Annotated in this window: 19 protein-coding genes and 1 other annotated feature; all 19 genes read right to left on the reverse strand. The window is 37.3% G+C overall.

The genetic code is table 11. The annotated features are described in order from the left end of the window. Nucleotides 1–28: 28 nt before the first annotated feature. Complete coding sequence (gene yhbY, locus GSM_RS05305) at nt 29–343, reverse strand: ribosome assembly RNA-binding protein YhbY (RefSeq protein WP_010077883.1); 315 nt, start codon at nt 341–343, stop codon at nt 29–31. Between the two features lie 10 nt (nt 344–353). After that, a complete protein-coding gene (gene yqeH / locus GSM_RS05310; protein WP_010077884.1) occupies nt 354–1472 on the reverse strand; it encodes a ribosome biogenesis GTPase YqeH in 1119 nt (372 codons plus the stop codon). After that, nucleotides 1465–1998, reverse strand: a complete 534-nt coding sequence (locus tag GSM_RS05315) for a YqeG family HAD IIIA-type phosphatase (protein WP_003690495.1) — start codon at nt 1996–1998, stop codon at nt 1465–1467. The genes yqeH and GSM_RS05315 overlap by 8 nt, the downstream gene beginning before the upstream one ends. Nucleotides 1999–2240: 242 nt before the next feature. After that, nucleotides 2241–2600 (reverse strand): 50S ribosomal protein L20, encoded by a 360-nt coding sequence (rplT, locus tag GSM_RS05320; RefSeq protein WP_003690493.1) that lies wholly within the window; start codon nt 2598–2600, stop codon nt 2241–2243. A 93-nt stretch (nt 2601–2693) separates the two neighbouring features. Further along, the gene (gene rpmI / locus GSM_RS05325; protein ID WP_003690491.1) at nt 2694–2894 is read right to left on the reverse strand and encodes a 50S ribosomal protein L35; all 201 of its coding nucleotides are present in this window, start codon (nt 2892–2894) and stop codon (nt 2694–2696) included. 30 nt (nt 2895–2924) lie between these two features. After that, nucleotides 2925–3425, reverse strand: a complete 501-nt coding sequence (gene infC / locus GSM_RS05330; RefSeq protein WP_003690490.1) for a translation initiation factor IF-3 — start codon at nt 3423–3425, stop codon at nt 2925–2927. A gap of 44 nt (nt 3426–3469) precedes the next feature. Continuing rightward, nucleotides 3470–3604 (reverse strand) — a sequence feature (ribosomal protein L20 leader region). 41 nt (nt 3605–3645) lie between these two features. Further along, nucleotides 3646–5583, reverse strand: a complete 1938-nt coding sequence (gene thrS, locus GSM_RS05335) for a threonine--tRNA ligase (protein WP_003690487.1) — start codon at nt 5581–5583, stop codon at nt 3646–3648. A gap of 316 nt (nt 5584–5899) precedes the next feature. Further along, nucleotides 5900–6817, reverse strand: a complete 918-nt coding sequence (gene dnaI, locus GSM_RS05340; RefSeq protein ID WP_003690484.1) for a primosomal protein DnaI — start codon at nt 6815–6817, stop codon at nt 5900–5902. A 15-nt stretch (nt 6818–6832) separates the two neighbouring features. After that, nucleotides 6833–8206: a DnaD domain protein gene (locus tag GSM_RS05345; RefSeq protein ID WP_003690482.1), complete on the reverse strand. Its 1374-nt coding sequence runs from the start codon at nt 8204–8206 to the stop codon at nt 6833–6835. A gap of 17 nt (nt 8207–8223) precedes the next feature. Then, nucleotides 8224–8718 carry a transcriptional regulator NrdR gene (gene nrdR / locus GSM_RS05350; protein ID WP_003690481.1) on the reverse strand — a complete coding sequence of 165 codons (495 nt, stop codon included), beginning with the start codon at nt 8716–8718 and terminating at the stop codon, nt 8224–8226. Nucleotides 8719–8755: 37 nt separating this feature from the next. Further along, complete coding sequence (gene coaE, locus GSM_RS05355; protein ID WP_003690479.1) at nt 8756–9355, reverse strand: dephospho-CoA kinase; 600 nt, start codon at nt 9353–9355, stop codon at nt 8756–8758. Continuing rightward, on the reverse strand, nt 9356–10183 hold the full coding sequence (mutM, locus tag GSM_RS05360) for a DNA-formamidopyrimidine glycosylase (RefSeq protein WP_003690477.1): 828 nt from the start codon (nt 10181–10183) through the stop codon (nt 9356–9358). A 21-nt stretch (nt 10184–10204) separates the two neighbouring features. Continuing rightward, nucleotides 10205–12886, reverse strand: coding sequence for a DNA polymerase I (gene polA / locus GSM_RS05365; RefSeq protein ID WP_003690474.1), 2682 nt, complete (start codon nt 12884–12886; stop codon nt 10205–10207). 145 nt (nt 12887–13031) lie between these two features. Beyond that, entirely contained in the window at nt 13032–13727 is a 696-nt protein-coding gene (locus tag GSM_RS05370; RefSeq protein ID WP_003690473.1) for a Bax inhibitor-1/YccA family protein, read from the reverse strand. Then, complete coding sequence (locus GSM_RS05375) at nt 13727–14212, reverse strand: MaoC/PaaZ C-terminal domain-containing protein (protein WP_003690471.1); 486 nt, start codon at nt 14210–14212, stop codon at nt 13727–13729. The genes GSM_RS05370 and GSM_RS05375 overlap by 1 nt, the downstream gene beginning before the upstream one ends. Nucleotides 14213–14498: 286 nt before the next feature. Beyond that, on the reverse strand, nt 14499–15830 hold the full coding sequence (gene murC / locus GSM_RS05380) for a UDP-N-acetylmuramate--L-alanine ligase (RefSeq protein WP_003690469.1): 1332 nt from the start codon (nt 15828–15830) through the stop codon (nt 14499–14501). A gap of 74 nt (nt 15831–15904) precedes the next feature. Next, the gene (locus GSM_RS05385; protein WP_003690457.1) at nt 15905–18127 is read right to left on the reverse strand and encodes a DNA translocase FtsK; all 2223 of its coding nucleotides are present in this window, start codon (nt 18125–18127) and stop codon (nt 15905–15907) included. Between the two features lie 154 nt (nt 18128–18281). Next, complete coding sequence (ytpR, locus tag GSM_RS05390) at nt 18282–18893, reverse strand: YtpR family tRNA-binding protein (protein ID WP_003690456.1); 612 nt, start codon at nt 18891–18893, stop codon at nt 18282–18284. Nucleotides 18894–18955: 62 nt separating this feature from the next. After that, entirely contained in the window at nt 18956–19276 is a 321-nt protein-coding gene (locus tag GSM_RS05395; RefSeq protein ID WP_003690454.1) for a thioredoxin family protein, read from the reverse strand. Nucleotides 19277–19368 lie beyond the last annotated feature (92 nt).

Genomic DNA, 19368 nt, shown 5'->3' on the forward strand with positions numbered 1-19368 from the left:
CTATTGACACTCCCTATTATATCTCATATTAAAAATTTTGTAATTCAGCCGAAATTTCGCGATTTTCTATCTTGGATGATTGCCGATATAAAACGAGTACGTGGCCAATAACTTGAACAACAATAATATCCGTATTCTCTGTTAAATAGTCAGAAACCTCACTCGCTTCAAAATCTGAACCTTGCAATACATTAATCTTTATCAATTCACGTTTGTCCAAGGCATTTTTAATTTGTTCAACCCATTTATCCGAAACTCCTTCTTTACCAACTTGAAAAATAGGTCTCATATTATGTGCCTTGGCCTTTAAAAATTTCTTTTGTTTTCCGCTTAATAAGTTCATTTATTTCTCCTTAAATCATTGCGCGTCTAATAGTTACAGATACACCCTTTGGTGCCCATCCGGCAACTACAGCACCTGCTGAAACAGTAATCCAGCCGAGCCCTGAAAAAACCAAATCACTTTTTTGGACAGTTTTAAACTCAAATCTGACCAACTTGGGTAGCTTTGTCAATGTTTCTTCAGAAGGTGGCTGAAGCAGTTCTCCAACATGTTTCTCATACAACGTATCTGCATTTTCTAATTTTGTTCGGTGCAACATCAAATTATTATCTGTATAAACAACAATTCCATCCTTTTCACCAGTAATATAATCAAAGCGGGCTAAGCCGCCAAGAAAGAGTGTCTGTCCCGCGTTCAACTGATACACCCGTGGCTTTATTTCTTTTTGTGGTGAAGCAACATTAAGTTCCTTACCGCTAAGAAAATGTGCCATTTGATGTTGGTGAATAATTCCTGGAGTATCAATTAAAAAATGTTCATCATCCAATGGTATCTCTATCTTATCAAGAGTTGTTCCTGGAAAGCGGGATGTAGTAATTAACTCATTTATTCCTGTCTGCTGTTTGATAATCTGATTAATCAAGGTTGACTTACCAACATTGGTCACCCCTACGACATATACATCACGTCCTTCACGATACTTCTCGATTAAGGAAAGGAGTGTTGCTATTCCGTGATTCTTTCCCGCACTTACCAAGGCCACGTCTGCTGGTCTAAGCCCAACTAAATTGGCACTTTGTCTAATCCAATCCTTTAGCTTTGTACGCTTAAGTGACTTGGGCAGCAAATCTTCCTTATTACCAACCATCAGGATTGGATTTTTACCAACATAGCGTTGAATCCCAGGAATAATTGACCCACTGAAATCAAAGATATCAATCACATTTACAATCAATGCATCCGTATCTCCAATTTGTGTCAAAATCTTCAAGAAATCATCATCTGTTAAATTAACATCTGAAACTTCATTATAATGGCGTAATCTAAAACACCTCTTACAATATAATTCCTTAGTTTCAACTTGTTTCTTCAAAGCAGAAGCAGGTACATAACCTAGCCCATCAGGATCGTTGCTTTGAATTAATGAGCCACATCCAATACAGTATAGTGCCTCAGTTTCATCAGTCATTCAGTGAATGCCCCCAAACTTTTTTTATAATATTCTTTTTCTGTAGTCTTTTCTTAATTATTTTCTCTAAGAACCGATTTAGTTTTGTATTCCATGCATCCGTCTCAACAAGTGGTTTGACCCAGATGCTTCTTATTTTAGCTGCATTTGCTGCTGCGACATCTGTAAGTAATTGGTCACCAACTAGGACAATCTGACTGTCTTCCAGATCTAATTTCTTCTTAGCTTCATTGATTCCCTTAGTTAGTGGTTTCATCGCACGTGCAATAAAAGGCAGCCCTAGCGGTTCAACTGCTTGCGCAACACGCTTTTTATTATTATTGGAAACAACAACGACTGGGATCTTTTCATTACTCATGATCTCAAGCCACTCGCGCAACTTAGGAGTACCATCTGGATTATTCCATGCAATCAGTGTATTGTCTAGGTCAGTTAAGATTACTTTAATGCCCATTTCCTTAATTTCATCTGGAGTTATCTCGTATATTGAGGTAATCATCCAAGTTGGTTTGAAACGAGTCAGCATTTGGTTCACTCCTATATTAATCCTTTTGCTTGTTAATTATATTCTATGAACCCTACTTAAAGCAAAAAAATTACGTTTATTAATAAATTTCTCAATGTAAAATAAAGGGGCTGGGTCAAAAGTTATGACCAGCAGCCCCTTTATTGATAATGTACGTATAAACGTGTTTCATGAGGTAAAATTTCGCGTAGTTAGCGCTCTAATCTACCAGCTTATATCACGCTCTCTTACATATCTGCAAATTATTTCGCTAATGCTTGCTTTGCTTCTTCAACAAGTGCTGTAAATGCTGCATTATCACTAATTGCAAGGTCAGCTAACATCTTACGATTAACTTCAATCTCAGCAAGCTTCAAACCATGCATTAATTTGCTGTAGCTAATACCATTCATACGAGCAGCTGCATTGATACGAGCAATCCATAACTTACGGAAGTTTGTCTTCGTCTTACGACGATCACGGAAAGCATACAAGTATGACTTCATAACTTGTTGTTTAGCTACCTTAAATTGAATATGTTTTGAACCGCGGTACCCTTTTGCTAATTTAATCATTCTTTTACGACGTTGACGCGTAACTGTTCCACCTTTAACACGTGGCATGATAATTCCTCCCTTATATATTCGAGGTGCTTATCTTTAGTACACCCTCGAAATGGTCTTTTCTTCAAGACCTCATCATCAATTTTATTTTAATTAATTCATTTGTGAAAGCATCTGCTTGATACGCTTCATATCTGAGCTAGATACCATTGATGCCTTGCGTAATTGACGACGTTGTTTCTTTGTCTTTCCGTGGAAACGGTGACTTGTAAAAGCATTTGAGCGCTTTAATCCGCCATCCCCTGTACGCTTGAAACGTTTTGCTGATGCACGATGTGTTTTTTGTTTTGGCATAATACTTTCTTCCTCCTACTATATTAAAACCTATTTTTCGGCTTTAGGTGCCAGCATCATGAACATGCTGCGTCCATCCATTTTTGCTCTCGATTCTACAGTTGCAACTTCTTCAACTGCTTTTGCAAATCGATTCAAAACATCATAACCGATTTCTTTATGAGTAATTGCGCGTCCCTTAAAGCGGATTGATACCTTTACCTTATCTCCCTTTCCAAGGAACTTAAGCGCATTATTCAATTTGGTGTTAAAGTCATTTGTGTCAATAGTTGGACTCAAACGAACTTCTTTAACATTGATGACCTTTTGATTCTTTCTTGCTTCACGTTGTTTCTTTTGCAGTTCAAACCGATATTTACCATAATCCATAATTCTGGCAACAGGTGGTTTCGCCTTTGGAGCAACTAAAACGAGATCCAGACTAGATTGTTCAGCTAACGTTAGTGCTTCTTGTTTGGTTTTAACCCCAAGTTGGGAACCATCACTGGCAATTAAGCGCAATTCACTTGCACGTATGCCTTCATTTACCATCTTATCTACTGCTATGATGCTTCACCTCCGTTTAATATCAGAGAAAACGCAGAAAAAACCGGATAGCTTACAAAAAGCTACCCGGACTAATCTTCACTTCATCAATTCGAAATAAATAATCATCTGCCCGTGAACTATTAGTTCGCTAGGCGAGAAGCGGGTTGCTTCTGCTTTTTCTCAACTCTTTAACTATACATTGTTACCAAATTAAAGTCAAACATTAATTTGTACGACTGTAACTAGCAATATCTGCCAAAATTTCATTAACAAATTCATCCTTTGTCACATTAACCGTCTTTTTCTCGCCATAACGACGCACTGCAACTTCATTGGAAGCAACCTCTTGATCACCCACAACAAGGATATAAGGTACTTTTGTAACCTGAGCCTGACGTACTTTGTAACCCATTTTCTCATTGCGATCATCGATTGATACACGTACATTGGCAGCTGCCAAACGAGCACGCAACTCTTCACAGTATGCCAAGTGTAATTCATTTTTGACAGGAATAATTGTAACTTGTTTTGGTGACAACCAAGTTGGGAATGCTCCTTTATACATTTCTGTCAAATAAGCTGTAAATCGCTCCATTGTTGAAACAATTCCGCGATGAATCATAACAGGACGATGTTCTTCACCATCTGCACCGATGTAATGCAAATCGAATTTCTCAGGCAATAAGAAATCTAATTGAATCGTAGACAAAGTCTCCTCACCGCCTAAAGCTGTCTTCGTCTGAACATCAAGCTTAGGACCATAAAAGGCAGCTTCACCTTCTGCTTCAAAGTAATCTAGACCCAAGTCATCCATTGCAGATTTAAGCATTTTTTGTGATTTTTCCCACATTTCATCATCATCAAAGTACTTATGCGTATTTTTAGGATCACGGTAGCTTAAACGGAAACGATAGTCGGTAATATCAAAATCAGCATATACTGAAACCATCAATTGCAAGGTGTTTTTAAATTCCTCTTCAATTTGGTCAGGTGTAACAAATGTATGTCCGTCATTCAATGTCATTTCACGAACACGTGATAATCCTGTAAGTGCACCAGATTTCTCATAACGGTGCATCATTCCTAATTCGGCAATTCTCAAAGGAAGATCACGATATGAACGAATATGATGGTTATATATTTGAATATGTGAAGGACAGTTCATTGGCCGTAATTCTAATAACTCACCATCACCCATATCCATTGGAGGGAACATATCCTCACGATAATGGTCCCAATGTCCCGATTGCTTGTACAAATCTAGGTTAGCAAGAACTGGTGTATACACATGCTCATAGCCACGAGATACTTCTTTATCAATAATGTAGCGTTCAATTGTACGGCGAATTGTGGCACCATTAGGCATCCAATATGGCAAGCCTGCACCAGCCTTAGGATCAACAAAGAACAAGTCCAAGTCATTTCCAATTACACGGTGGTCACGTTCACGTGCTTCTTGTCTTCTTTGTAACTCGGCATCCAATTCCTTTTGTTTATAAAAAGCAGTTCCATAAATACGTTGAAGCATTGGATTGCTTGAAGCACCCTTCCAGTATGCACCAGCCACTGAAAGTAGTTTAAAAATCTTAATTGAGCTAACCTTTTCCAAATATGCACCTGCGGAAACATCTACAAAATTACCTAATTTGTGTAAAATAACCTTGCCAGAAACAACGGCTTCCTTAACAAGTTCCATGCGATAGGCGTCGCCATCTACTAATGCCAATGCTTCTTTTTCATCAACTACCAAGCGTTCGACCTTTGCCCCAGATTTCACAATTTCTTGCATCTTTTGTGTAATTTTTTCAAATTCAGTTTCAGCAACTTGACCAGCTGCGTTATCTGTGTCAAGGAAAAAGCCGTGTTCACTAACGCTACCTTCACCAAATTTCATTTCTGAATATAGATCGGATAGTGATGCACCCAACAATAGGGAAGCTGTCTGCCATAAAACCTTCAATCCATCTTCAGAATCCTTTGTGATAATTTCAATTTCTCCATCGGCCTCTAATGGTGCGTTAAAATCAATCAATTGGCCATTATAACGACCAGCAACTGCTTTTTTGGCAAGACTCGTGCTTATTGATTGAGCAACGGTCTCAACAGTTGCCCCATTTTCAAATTCTTTAATAGCCCCATCAGGGAACTTAACTTTAACCATAATCCATCTCTCCTTTAAAATTATTTGCAAAATAAAAAGTCCCTAGCATACTTTAAAAAGTATACTAGGGACGCAATTAGCGTGGTTCCACCCAAATTCAGATATCAAAAATCTCTCAAATCGTTTTTAACAGGTCCGACCCGTTCCAATAATCAATATTGGAATAAATTCATCATAGAGGTGGTAAATTGTTCTGCTGAGTAGCTTGCAGTTATTGCCACTCATCCCTGACTTGAACAACCTTTCGTCCTCCGATATATTACTCAACCACTATTAAACCACGATTGCATAAATCATTCAAGCCTTAAATTATAATTTATGAATGTCGTCTGTTCCTGCCAATCATCGTATACTCTTTACTCAAAAATACAATGCGTTCCATTATTCTGCGAGCTTTAAGCGGCTCAGCTTCTCCACGATTATTGACTGTTAAATATTGTTCCAATAAATCTTGCAGTGAAAGATTTGAACTAAAGAAAGTTGGTAACTCCTCTTGCATACGATATTGCAGAATAATTCCCAAAACATCATCTCTTAGCCAGCTCGACAATTGATCAGCTCCGATATCATCCAACATCAAAACAGGTGCTTTCTTTATGCTATCAATTTTTCCAATAACATTGTTCGAACCAATCGCACCTTTGACTTCAACAGCAAAAGATGGAAAATGAAGCATTGTTGAGCGAAATCCCTCTTCTGCAAGCCCATTTGCGATTGCACCTAAAAGATACGTTTTACCAACACCAAAACTTCCTTGCAAATACATTCCTTGAATAAATTTTTGCGGATTAGCAGTATAAGTATCAATAAAATCGGCTGCTGCTTGAGCAATCTCTTCGCGGCCAGTTATATCAAAGTCTGCCAACTGAGCGGTTCTAATTGCCTTTGGCATATTGAGTGTTCTGACTCGTGCCCTGATTTCCGCTTGCTTTTGACTCTTCATCAATTCTTCACTCGGAACATACGCAACATCTATTAAGTGGTTACTCAGAATCAATTGTGGTTGATAACCTGGAGCAGGTGTGACTTCTCCATTTTTAATCTGTCTTTTTATGCTGACAAATTCATAGACCTTACTGGCGCTACGCGCTAATTCCGCCTGAGACAATTGATTCTCCTTCACAAAATCCTTGACTTCCTCATCTGCAAAAGCATCATCAATTAACTCTTTGTAGTTCTTTACCCAGTTCCTATTGCGAAGCTGATGTGCCATTTCTTCACCAACATCCTTCATCTTCCCACCTCCTTTTTAATCGATTTTTTTCTTAAATCTGCTCAATCTTTTTTTTAACTTTTCTTGTTCTTCTTTGCTCAAGACCGACTTATCTTCTGAGACATATTCGCTTTTGGCCCAGTCCGGTAGTTTCTCTTTTTGTACAACTTTCTTGTTACCTGTGTATCTTTGAGTTTTCACATACGCTGAATTTTGTTTTTTAGGCGCATTGAAATTCCGCACCTGGAGCATTGCTTCTTCCGGTGTACTAATCTTTTTTTGACTCCAATCAGCAATTACTGCCTCAAAAAAGGCCCGATTTAAAGTCGCCATACTACGGTCAACTATCATATAATGAATTAAAATATTTATTATATCAGCCTGGAAGAGATTCTTTTGTACAACCCATTCAATGATGTTTCTTTCAGAACCGGTTACAAATGAGCCCTTCTCTCGTTTCAACTCCTGCAAGAATTCTGCAGGGGCATATGCCTTACTTGCATCCAACAGTTCTTGATCTTCGCTCTTTATTATTTTCTGCTTTTTATTTGTTAATTTCTTAGGTGTATCAGCAGCCGAATTAACAATTAGTGTCGGGTTTGAATCTTGCTTTGAAAATTTCTCATGAACCAATTTCCAAAATAAATCAAAATCAACTTGATTTGTTGCAACATTTGCAGCCTCTTCAAGCAATTTTACTAATACCAGCTCATCCAGCCCATAGACTGCATTTGCTGCTGCTATCCTCTGATAATTATCAAAAACTTGTTTGCTGTCAACGAAGGAATGTTCAATAAGCTGTTTTAGGAAGTCTTCATCCAAGTTAGAAATTTGTTTACTCTTATTCCCAGGTAATCCTGTCTGCTCGGGTTCCAGCAGGTTTTTACCTTCATTCAATGTTTGTGGCTGCACTGTGAATACCTCAAGAAAATGTTTAGTAGTCTCAACCGCTTTTTTCTTTTCAATCGGCGAAAAGAAAAAATAAGCTTGGAGCTCTTTAAAGATTCTTTCACCAACAGTTTCAAGCAACAAGCTTCGCAACAAATCATCCGCAAAAAAATTCTCAGGCCTTTGCGGCTCTTGAATCTCATAAATTACTAATTTGCCAAGTTCATCGCTTTGCTCAAACGTCCTAAGCAATCCGATTGCTTCCAGCTTGCACCTAGCCTCGTAAAAAGTCTGTGTGCCTACACCAAGTAAATCAAATAATTCACTATGCATTTTCCGGTTCGAGAGATGCAAATCAGACTGCACCATTGTCCGCAAGAGAGCGTACAGACTAAAGCCTACTGTTCCAATCAATGGTTGATAAAGTTTTAAAGCTACTTCCAATTGGGATTCGTATATTTTTTGCCCTGTGTATACTACGAATCCATCTTTAGGTGTAAAGTCCCTCTCCTCAACAACCATCTGCACTCACACCCTTCTTATTCATTCTTTTCGTCGTCTTCACTTGAAAGATTCTTTTTATCCCGTGCCATCATTTCTTGCAGTTCTTTTAGGAATACACGCATATCCTTAAACTGTCTATAAACACTTGCAAAACGGATATAAGATATTTCATCGACATCTGCCAGCATTCCCATCACATATTCTCCGATTAGCTGACTGGAAACTTCACTTTCTCCAAGTGAGCGCACCTTATTTTCAACATCATCAACAATTTGCGTAATCTGATCCATGCCAACTGGTCTCTTTTCGGCCGCTCTAATAATCCCCCGTATAATCTTTTCACGATTAAATTCATCGCGTGTCCCATCCTTCTTGATTACTAGGAGAGGAGTAACCTCAATGCGCTCAAATGTTGTAAATCTAAAGCCACAAGCTTCACACTCACGGCGTCTTCTAATTACATGACCATCATCTGCCGGACGACTATCAACTACTCGCGAACCATTATGATGGCACTTGGGACATCTCATATTTTTCACCTCATTATTTTATACCTTTAGTATATAGTTACACTAAATCCATTGTCTCTAGCCATTTTAGCACTTGCTCAAGTGTTTCTTCAACTTGTTTAGAATTATCAATTAAAACATCGGCTAAAGAACATCTCTCATCATTTGACATTTGACTCAAGATTCGTTGCTGTGCTTGTTTCTCAGTATATCCATTTCTTGCCATCAAGCGCTCTATCTGCAACTTTTTTGGGATCCAAACACACATGACACTGTCACAATATTTTTGATAATTTCCTTCAAAAAGTAATGGAATATCTAATACCAACAATCTGCAATTTGTCTTTTTAGCTTCAGCAACCAAATTTTCAATCTGCTTATGAATTAACGGTCCCGTAATATCAGTTAATTGCTTTAATTTATTTTTATTATTAAACACCAGCGAGCCTAGTTTCTTGCGATTTAATTCGCCTGTGCTTGTTAAGTAATTTTCTCCAAAAATTTTCACGATTTCATTTAAACCAACACTATTTTTTTGAACGACTTCACGTGCAACAACATCTCCATCAATAATTCTTGCACCTTTTTCTCTTAAAAAGCGGCTGACTGTTGATTTGCCAGATGCAATTCCTCCAGTTAATCCCAGAATGTATGTCATCTATTCCACCTTCTGACAACTTGGGCAATAATGAGTCCCTCTTTGAGCAACAACTATTTTTTTTATTAATGTACCACATCTGCGACAGGGTTCACCTGTTCTACCATATGCATTCAACTCAAATTGAAACAATCCGGAATTTTCAAATGCATTAGTATAACTCCTAATAGTTGTTCCTCCAGCTTTCACTGCTTTTGCTAATTCGGTAATAATTGCATCATGCAAAGCTTCAATTTCATTTTTGCTCAGGTGACTGGCAATCGTCTCTGGATTTATTTTGCTCATCCACAAAACCTCATCCACATAGATGTTGCCCAAACCAGCGACCAAATTTTGGTCAAGCAATGCAGGCTTAATCATCTTATTTTTCTTTTTCAATTTATCTGCAAAATCTTCCACACTAAAATCGCTTTTTGTCGGTTCTGGTCCCAATTTCTTTAGACATTTTAAATCAGCAACCTTATCTGTTTTGACTAATTCCATCCTCCCAAATTTACGAACATCATTATATCTAAGCTGCTTGCCATCCGTGAATTCGAAAATAATATGGGTGTGCTTCTCCACCTCGTCACCAGCTTGTCTCACAAAATACTTTCCTTCCATTCGCAAATGAGAAACCATAGAGATATCTTCATTAAAATTAAAAATTAAGTACTTTCCGCGTCGCTTAATTTCTTTGATTGTCAATCCCTCAAGCGTTTCAATAAAAATATTAGTATCTCCATTTATTATCTTAGGATAAAGAACGATTACATTTCGAATTTTTTTATTCAGCACTAATTGGCGCAATCCTTGGCGTACAGTCTCCACTTCAGGTAACTCTGGCATTTTTATCTCCTTCTCAAATCCTTATTTTGCATCAAACCATGTTTTTCCATGTGCACTTTCAACTTTAAGTGGAACTTCCAAGGAAACTGCTTGATCCATTACTTTTGGTACAAATTTTTCCAGTGCTGCAATTTCTTTGTCCGGTACTTCAAAAATTAACTCATCATGCACTTGCAACAACATTTTTGCTTCAAACTTTTCTCTTCTAAGCATTTTTTGCATATTTATCATAGCAACCTTGATAATATCTGCAGCACTACCCTGAATTGGAGTATTCATGGCAGTTCTTTCAGCAAAGGAACGCAAATTAAAGTTTTTACTCTTAATTTCGGGTAAATATCTTCGCCTCTTAAACAATGTTTCAACGTATCCTTGTTCATGGGCTTTCTCCACGATCTCATCCATATATTGCTTTACTCCAGGAAAAATCTCAAAATAACGTGTTATGAAACTCTTTGCTTGTTTACGCGTAATTCCGATATTTTGTGCCAGCCCATAATCACTTATTCCGTACACAATTCCAAAGTTAACGGCCTTCGCCTGTCTTCGCATATTGCTTGTGACTTCAGAAGCTGAATCCAATCCGAATATTTGCATTGCAGTATTTGCATGGATATCGGCTCCTTCATTAAAGGCAGCTTGCATATTTTTATCATGAGAGATATGTGCCAGAACCCGCAATTCGATTTGCGAATAATCTGATGAAAAAATCTCCCAGCCAGCTTTTTCGGGGACAAATGCTTTTCTGATTTGTCGCCCTTCTTCTAATCTCACAGGAATATTTTGCAGATTAGGGTCCACAGATGACAATCTCCCTGTCGCCGTGAGTGTCTGAGTATATCTAGTATGGACCTTACCATCTTTTTGCGAAACAACTTTCAGCAAACCTTCAACATAGGTTGACTGAATCTTTGCAATTTGACGGTATTTCAAAATATTATCGATAATCGGAGCCATTCCTCTTAGCTCTTCCAACACTCCTACTGCAGTCGAATACCCAGTCTTTGTCTTCTTAATCACAGGCAATTTCAATTTTTCAAATAAAATTACGCCTAACTGTTTGGGTGAATTAATATTAAAATCTTCCCCAGCTTCAGTGTGGATTGCCTGCTCCAATTCCGTTAATCTTTCCTTCAACTTACTGCTCATTTCTTCAAGTCTGCTTTTATCCAATCTGATTCCAGCAACTTCCATTTCTCCTAAAACCAAAGAAAGAGGACGTTCGATTTCAAAATAAAGTTCTTCCTGTTTATTTTCGTAAAGTTTTTTCATTAAGCTTTCCTTCAGCTGTTCGATTGCCTGAACTTTTCCAGCCAAATGTTCAAAAAAAACGTCATCTTCTGCAGGAATTTGGTATTTTGCTCCTTTGCCATATACTTCCTCATCACTTGCAACATCAAAATAGTCATGCTGATGTGCTAATTTACCAAAGTCATTATTATTGTCACTTGAGTCTAATAAATATGATACAAGCAACATATCAAAATCGACACTCGCAAGGTCAATATCTAGTCGCTTAAGTCCAACAAAAGTTCGTTTACCGTCAAATAAATCGATTTTTACGGCTTTATTTTCCAGCAATTCCTTGATGTTTGCTTTCTTCAAAAGTTCTACATCACGACTAACATATATCTTCGACCCTATTTTAAGAGCAAAACCAGCGAATTGCGCTTGATGATAATTCTCACCACTCATCTCCAGATAGAAAGAAACAGTTGTGTTTTTTTCAAAGACTAAGCTGTTGCTATTTTGCTTATCCAACTTCTGATACTCTAACTTAGGAGTCTTGTTTTGTTTTGTCTGCAAATTATTATCGCTACTGGGGGAACTCATTTTGGCAAGGAAGCTCTTGAAATCCATTTCTTCGTAGAATGATCTTAATTCTTCTTCCACTGGTCCTGACCATTTTGCATCATCAACCGTAACCTCAATAGGAGCATTTCTTAATATTCTTGCCAAATCCTTGCATAAGAAAGCCAGTTCACGATCCTCAATTAAATGTTCTTTCATCTTAGAAGCCTTAATACTATCTAAATTCTCGTAAATTCCTTCGATTGTTTCAAATTGCTTTAGTAACTTAATCGCAGTTTTCTCACCAACTTTTGTTACTCCAGGATAGTTATCCGAATTATCTCCAACTAATCCCTTCATATCAATAATTTGATCGGGTCTAATTCCAAGTTTCTCAAATACATGTGCTGGGGTGTATTCTTCAACTTCTGTAACACCCTTTTGTGTAACTGCCACTGTTGTCTTATCAGTTGTAAGTTGTGTCAAATCACGATCTCCCGTCACAACCGTAACCTTGAAGCCTTGATTTTCCGCTTCATTCGCCAAGGTACCAATAATATCATCTGCCTCAAAATTTGCTAATTCATAACTTTTAATTCCATAAGCAGTTAATAAATTTCTTATATATGGGAATTGCTCAGAAAGTTCACTTGGTGTTTTAGAGCGTCCCCCTTTATATTCATCGAATTTTTTAGTCCTAAATGTCTTTTTGCCTGCGTCAAATGCTACCAAAATATGACTAGGTTGGACTTTTTCGATGATTTTATCCAGCATGTTTTTAAAACCATAAATAGCGGTGGTATGTAGACCGTTATGATTCACAAATCTTTCAAGTGATTGATGGAGTGCAAAAAAAGCACGAAATGAAACACTATTACCATCAACGAGCAATAATTTCTTTTGTTTATTCATTCAATTAGCTCCTTTGATATATTATCGTCATCTCTTATTTTAACAAACTATCGTAACCATTAATAGAAATCGACGACTCCGTTCTACAAAAAAAAGCTTCGCTAAGATTCTTCTCCCAGCGAAGTTTTTTAAATACGATATTATCTTACTTGTTATTAAAACCTGTAAAAATATTCAAGAGACTAATAAAGAGGTTAACAAAATCTAAGTAAAGCTGCAAAGCACCCATTAATGCTAAATTAGTTCCAGAAACCTGGCCCCTCGTTTGCAAATACAAAGTTCTGAATTTTTGAGCATCCCAAGCAGTTAAAGCAGTAAAAATAATCACTCCAACAAATGAGAAAACAAATGTAATCATTGTACTCTGTAAAAAAATGTTAATAACTGAAACAATAACCAAAGCAATCAAGGCTGCTAATGCGTGTGTTCCAATCCTTGACAGATCTTTCTTAGTGGTTGTTCCAATTACAGCCATCGAAACAAATACTGCAGCAGCTCCTACAAAAGCCATTGTAACATCACTTGCCGTGTACAAAGAAACTATGAGCCCAAAAAAGACTCCCTGAATCACAGCAAAAGCTACAAGGCCAAAACTTGAAGCAACTGGTGACCTATCAGCTTTAAAGGACATTCCTACAGCAATCAATAGCTGCAAACCAAACAAGACAAACATCATGAACTGATGCTCAGCCATATAAGTGGCAACTTCGTTGTAGAAAACATCCGAAACTAGATACGCAACCAATGCAGAAATTGCAACTGCACCAGCCATAAAACCATACATTTTTGTTAGAAATCCGTTGACACCAGTATTACTTACTAATTTTCTTCCATTCTCCATTATACACTCACCTCTGCACTTTCATTCTCATCGTTCCCCAGCAGCGCTACCTTAGCAGGTGGTCTAACCATCACGACCGCATCAACAATCCGACAATTATCATCATTAACACCTGTCACGGCCAGCGTGACTACTTCTTTCATGTCGTCTACCTTTATGACCTCAAAAGTAAAGGTCACATCTTCTTCATGATACACCGGCAAAATAAAATTGACTGACAAATTGACTACCTGACTCCCAGGACCTGGAAGTAACTTTGATACTGACCTTGTAATAATCCCTGTCAATAAAACTGGTGGAACTATTGCCGCCTTATAATCCATACTTCTTGCATATTCATCCTGAATGTACAGCGGATTATTGTCATTAGTCATCCCTAAATACAACAAAATATCTCGATCCGAAACACTCTCATTAACCGTCAACGAATCTCCTTCATTCAAATCATCAATCGTTTTCCCCTGCCTATGAGTATCTTCTGACATTAATATCGACACCTCCATATAGTCTTAAGAGTATTCTAGCATATACTTTGAATTGCCTCAATCCATCTGATATAAAAATAAAAATGAAATATGGTTAAGATTAGTAAACTTTGATTACTACGACAAAATTTCGAACACAGACATAGTTAGTACGAGTGCTTTAAGTTTAAGCGGAGAAGCTTGACTTATGGAACACATTTATTTGGAATAAATAAAGGAGCCAAGGCAAAAATTAACTTTTGACCCTGCTCCAGCATTGTTTATAATAAAAATGTTTTTTACAATTCTAATTATTTTTGAGACTTAAGCTACTTAATAACTTTTCATAAGCATATTCATATTTTTGAATATCACCAGCACCCATAAATACGACAACAGCATCATGAAAATCAAGTAATGGAGACATATTATCAACCTTCAAAACTTCTCCACCTTTTGTAATCCTATTGCCTAGATCAGTACTTGAAACATTTCCTCCATGTTCGCGAATTGAGCTGAAGATTTCAGTCAAGTATACTTTATCAGCAAGATTTAGACTAGTTGCAAAATCGTCCATCAAAGCAATTGTCCTGCTGAACGTGTGTGGCTGAAAAACCGCAATAATTTTCTTATTTGGATATTTTTGACGTGCAGCATCAATTGTTGCCTTGATTTCTGAAGGATGATGAGCATAGTCATCAATGATTGTCATATCCGCAACAAATTTCTCAGTGAAGCGTCTCTTCACGCCCTGATAAGTTAATAACTCACGTTTAACTTCATCTTGTGACACCTTTTCAAAATAGGATACTGCAATCACAGCAAGACTGTTTAACACATTGTGCTCACCAAAAATCGGAATCTCGTAAGTACCTAAATATTCATCGTAATGATATACATCAAAAGTCGAACCTGTTGTTGCACGCTTGATATTCGTTGCTCTGAACTCATTATCTGCAGAAGTTCCATAGTAATGAACTGGAACATCCGCCTTTAGATTCCTTAAATATTTGTCTTCTCCCCAGGCGAAGATTCCCTTTTTGGTCTGCTTAGCCAAAGTTTCAAAAGCATCAAAAACATCTTCAATTCCTGTGAAATAATCAGGATGATCAAAATCTACGTTGGTCATAACCACATAATCGGGATGATACGCAACAAAATGGCGACGATACTCATCAGCTTCAAAAACAAAGAAACGTGCATCAGGTACGCCCTTGCCAGAACCGTCACCAATTAAATAACTAGTTGGTGCAACTCCACCCAAGACATGTGCTAATAATCCTGTAGTACTTGTCTTTCCGTGTGCCCCTGCAATTCCGATACTTGTTGTATTTTCTACGATTTTCTCCAAAAAATCAGGATATGTAATAACTTCAATACCAATTTCCTTGGCCTTTTTAATTTCAGGATGATCATCACCAAAAGCATTGCCTTGAATAATTGTCAAACCTTTTCGAATATTTTTTTCATCAAAGGGCAATATTTTTATTCCCGCTAATTCTAGTCCTCGTTGTGTAAAAGTATATTTTTCAATATCAGAACCAATAACTTTTAATCCTTTATCATGTAAAAGTAAGGCTAACGAACTCATTCCCGTTCCCTTGATTCCTACAAAATAATAGGTGGTTTCTGTATCCATATTATTGTCCTCTCTTTTCTTTAATTAAATAAAACCACCGCTTTAGTTTACCACAAAACAGGCGTGATTTCTTTTCAATAATCATTATTTTCCCTAAGCTTGTCTAATCCTTCCTGTGTAAGGTAGACGTCTCTTGGTTTAGATCCTCTTGCTGGAGAGATGTATCTTCGCTCCTCCAATGTATCAATAATATTGGCAGCTCTATTATAACCAATTGCAAATATTCGTTGCAACTTTGATGTGGAAATACTATCTTCATTTACAAGGCAGTCGAGAACTTCAGGCAAAATTTCATCTTCTTGTTTATTTTGAATGTTTTGTTTTTTTAACCCATCTGGATCAAAAGCGTACTGAGGCTGTCCTTGAGTACGTACAAAATCCGTGATTTTCTCTACTTCATTTTGGACATAAGTTCCTTGTAGCCTTATAGGCTGACTTGCCCCATTGCCAAGGTATAGCATATCCCCTCTTCCAAGAAGTCGTTCTGCTCCAGCTGTATCAATGATAGTTCTTGAATCAATCTGGCTGGAAACCATAAAGGCTACCCTTGTTGGAATATTATTTTTAATTGTTCCAGTTATCACATCGACACTTGGACGTTGAGTTGCAATTAGCAGGTGAATCCCTGCTGCTCGGGCTTTTTGTGTAATTCTGGCAATATAGTCTTGCACCTCTGATGAAGCTATCATCATTAAATCAGCCAGTTCATCAATAATTATCACAATATACGGCATTTGCAGTCCATAATCCTCATGTTCAATCACTTTTTTATTGAATCCTTCAATATTTCTAACACCTGCGGCGGCCAGTTTTTGATATCTTTCTTCCATTTCTTCAACTACCCATTTTAATGCTGCCGACGCAGCAACCGGATCAGAAATGACTGGTGCCAAAAGATGTGGAATATCATGGTAAGGTGCCATTTCAACAGCCTTAGGGTCAATTAATAATAGCTTGACTTGCTGCGGTGTAGCTTTATACAGTAAAGAAATCAGGATACTATTTATAAAAACCGATTTTCCAGAACCAGTCGCACCTGCTATTAATCCGTGGGGCATCTTTCTTAAATCAGTCACAATAGATTCTCCAGACAGATTAACTCCTAGTGCCACCGTCAGTGGTGAGCTTTTACTTGCAAAAGCGGTAGCATTTAAAACTTCGGACAACATCACCGGTCTTGGCTTTAAATTTGGAATTTCAATCCCCACACTACTTCGTCCAGGAATTGGTGCCTCAATTCGAATATCTTTAGCCGCTAATGCTAACTTTAGATCATCAATCAAGTTAGTAATCTTATTGACCTTAACACCTCTTCCAAGTGTTAATTCAAATTGTGTAACAGCAGGTCCAATGGTCCAATCCTTGACCGTTGCATCAACATGAAAAGCTTCCAGTGTCTCATTGAGTGTATCGATTTGTTCCAGTACCCACTCATCTTGGACATCATCATTTACTTGAACCGGTTTTGGAAGTAAATTCATGTCTGGAAATTCATATCCACTGACGACCATAGCTCCTTCCAGCTTTTCTCTAACATTTACTATGGATTTTTCTGTATCATCTTTCTGAATGCCCGCTGGTACATCATCAATCAAATCAAACTTTTCTGTTATTTCTGTACTTGTATCCTGTTTATCACCAATTCCCTGTGATTTTTTTCTGTCATTTAAGTTAATTTGCTTCTCTTTTATTTCATCACTCGCAGCTTTGTTCAACTCATTTTCTTCAGAGATAGATGTACTTTTAACTATGTCCGGTTCTCCATTATCTTTGATAGTTTCTTCAGACTTTTCTTGAACTGATTTTTCCTGGACTGGTTTTTCCTGAACTGGCTTATTTTCAGACAAATACTGTCTATTTAAGACATTATCCATGGCACTATCTACATGGTCCTTCTCATCTTTGTCGAAATTATCAACAGTTGTTGGCTTACTTTCAAGTGCTGATGCCTCTTTTGATACATGCGTTTTGCTTGTTTCCCTTTTCTGATTCAGCGCATCAAATTCACTCTCCGCGATAATCTTTATTTTACTTTTCTCAACAGTCTCACTCTCGTCAAAAAGCAGATAGTCATTTGCCTTTTTTTGCAGCCGCTCAAATAGATTTTGATATTTTTGCTTTCTTTTTTTTGCAGGATACTGCCAGGTGCCAAAAGAAGGTGGCACATATGAAGGATGAAAAACTTGGCTTTTTTTATTATTTATTTTATCAGCACTTTTTGGCAGCTCTTCTTGCACTTTTGGCTTCACTTTTTTATTTTGTTTTCTATAAAAGGCTGGTCCATCGTAATGTTGCATTGCTATTCTTCCTTACTTTTACAATACTTTGTTCTAAAAAAAAGTTGTCTTCAGTTCGCATGAGCTAAAGACAACTATTACTATATCTAATCTTTAAAATGTCAATACCCTCATGAGAGCATATTACCATACATTTATTTCAATCAGCAAAAATTTAATCAATTGAGAATGGTTGTCCTTGATGGAATTTACCTGCTGGGAGAACGAGAATCCCTCGTTTTTTTGGTGCATTTGGTAAGTGTAATTCACGGGCTGAACAAATCATTCCATCACTCTCAACGCCGCGAAGCTTGCCCGGCCAGATTACTTCGCCATTTGGCATCATGGCCCCAACTCGTGCAACTACCACTAACTGATTTTGTGCAATATTAGGTGCACCGCAAACAATTTGCAGAGTTTCACTGCCAATATTGGTTTTCGTGATATGCAAATGGTCTGAGTCTGGATGTTCGGTCATTTCTTCAACTAGTCCAACTACAAACTTTGGTGTTTCATCAATCTCAAGAATAGCTTCAAATCCAGCCTTTTGGAGCATTCCATTCAACAAATTTACCTGTTCATTACTAAGTTTGACTTGACCTGCCTCAGTAAGCCCAAGCTTTTCTCCCACTCCCAAAAAATTATAGCCAAGTTTAGTACCATTACTTGAATCGCTTATTTCAACGATTGAATCTTTTTTTTCTACTGTCTGACTAGGTGCATCCTCATGAAGCATTACTATAAGAATGTCCCCAATCTGTGCCTTATTATAGCTCGCGATTAACATACCTTTTCTCCTTTACACAAAAAAAGAACTGCGTAAGTACACAGTCCCATCATCATTTAAAATTATGCGACTTCATTTAAAAATGTTTCAACTTCTTCTTTTGTTTTACGATCTTTATTGACAAATCTTGCGATCTCTTCACCGTTTTTATAAACGATAAAGCTAGGAATTCCCATAACCATCATTTCCTGACAAAGATCAATGTTTTCGTCGCGATCAATGTGAATAAATTTGTAATCTGGATATTCTGCTTCAATCGTAGGAAGAGCCGGCTTAATAAAATTACAGTCTGAACACCAGTCAGCAGAAAAAAATAGGACATAAGAACCCTTTTTAAGCTTGTTCGTTAATGTTTCCAAATTCATTTTTCCAAATTGTTCCATTTTTCATTCCTCCTCAATTACCTTAATATTCTTCAGATAACATCATTATAGACTATTTATTCTCAAAAAAAAGCGATTTGTTTTAATTTTGT

The sequence above is a fragment of the Liquorilactobacillus mali KCTC 3596 = DSM 20444 genome (assembly GCF_000260415.1).
GTDB lineage: Bacteria > Bacillota > Bacilli > Lactobacillales > Lactobacillaceae > Liquorilactobacillus > Liquorilactobacillus mali.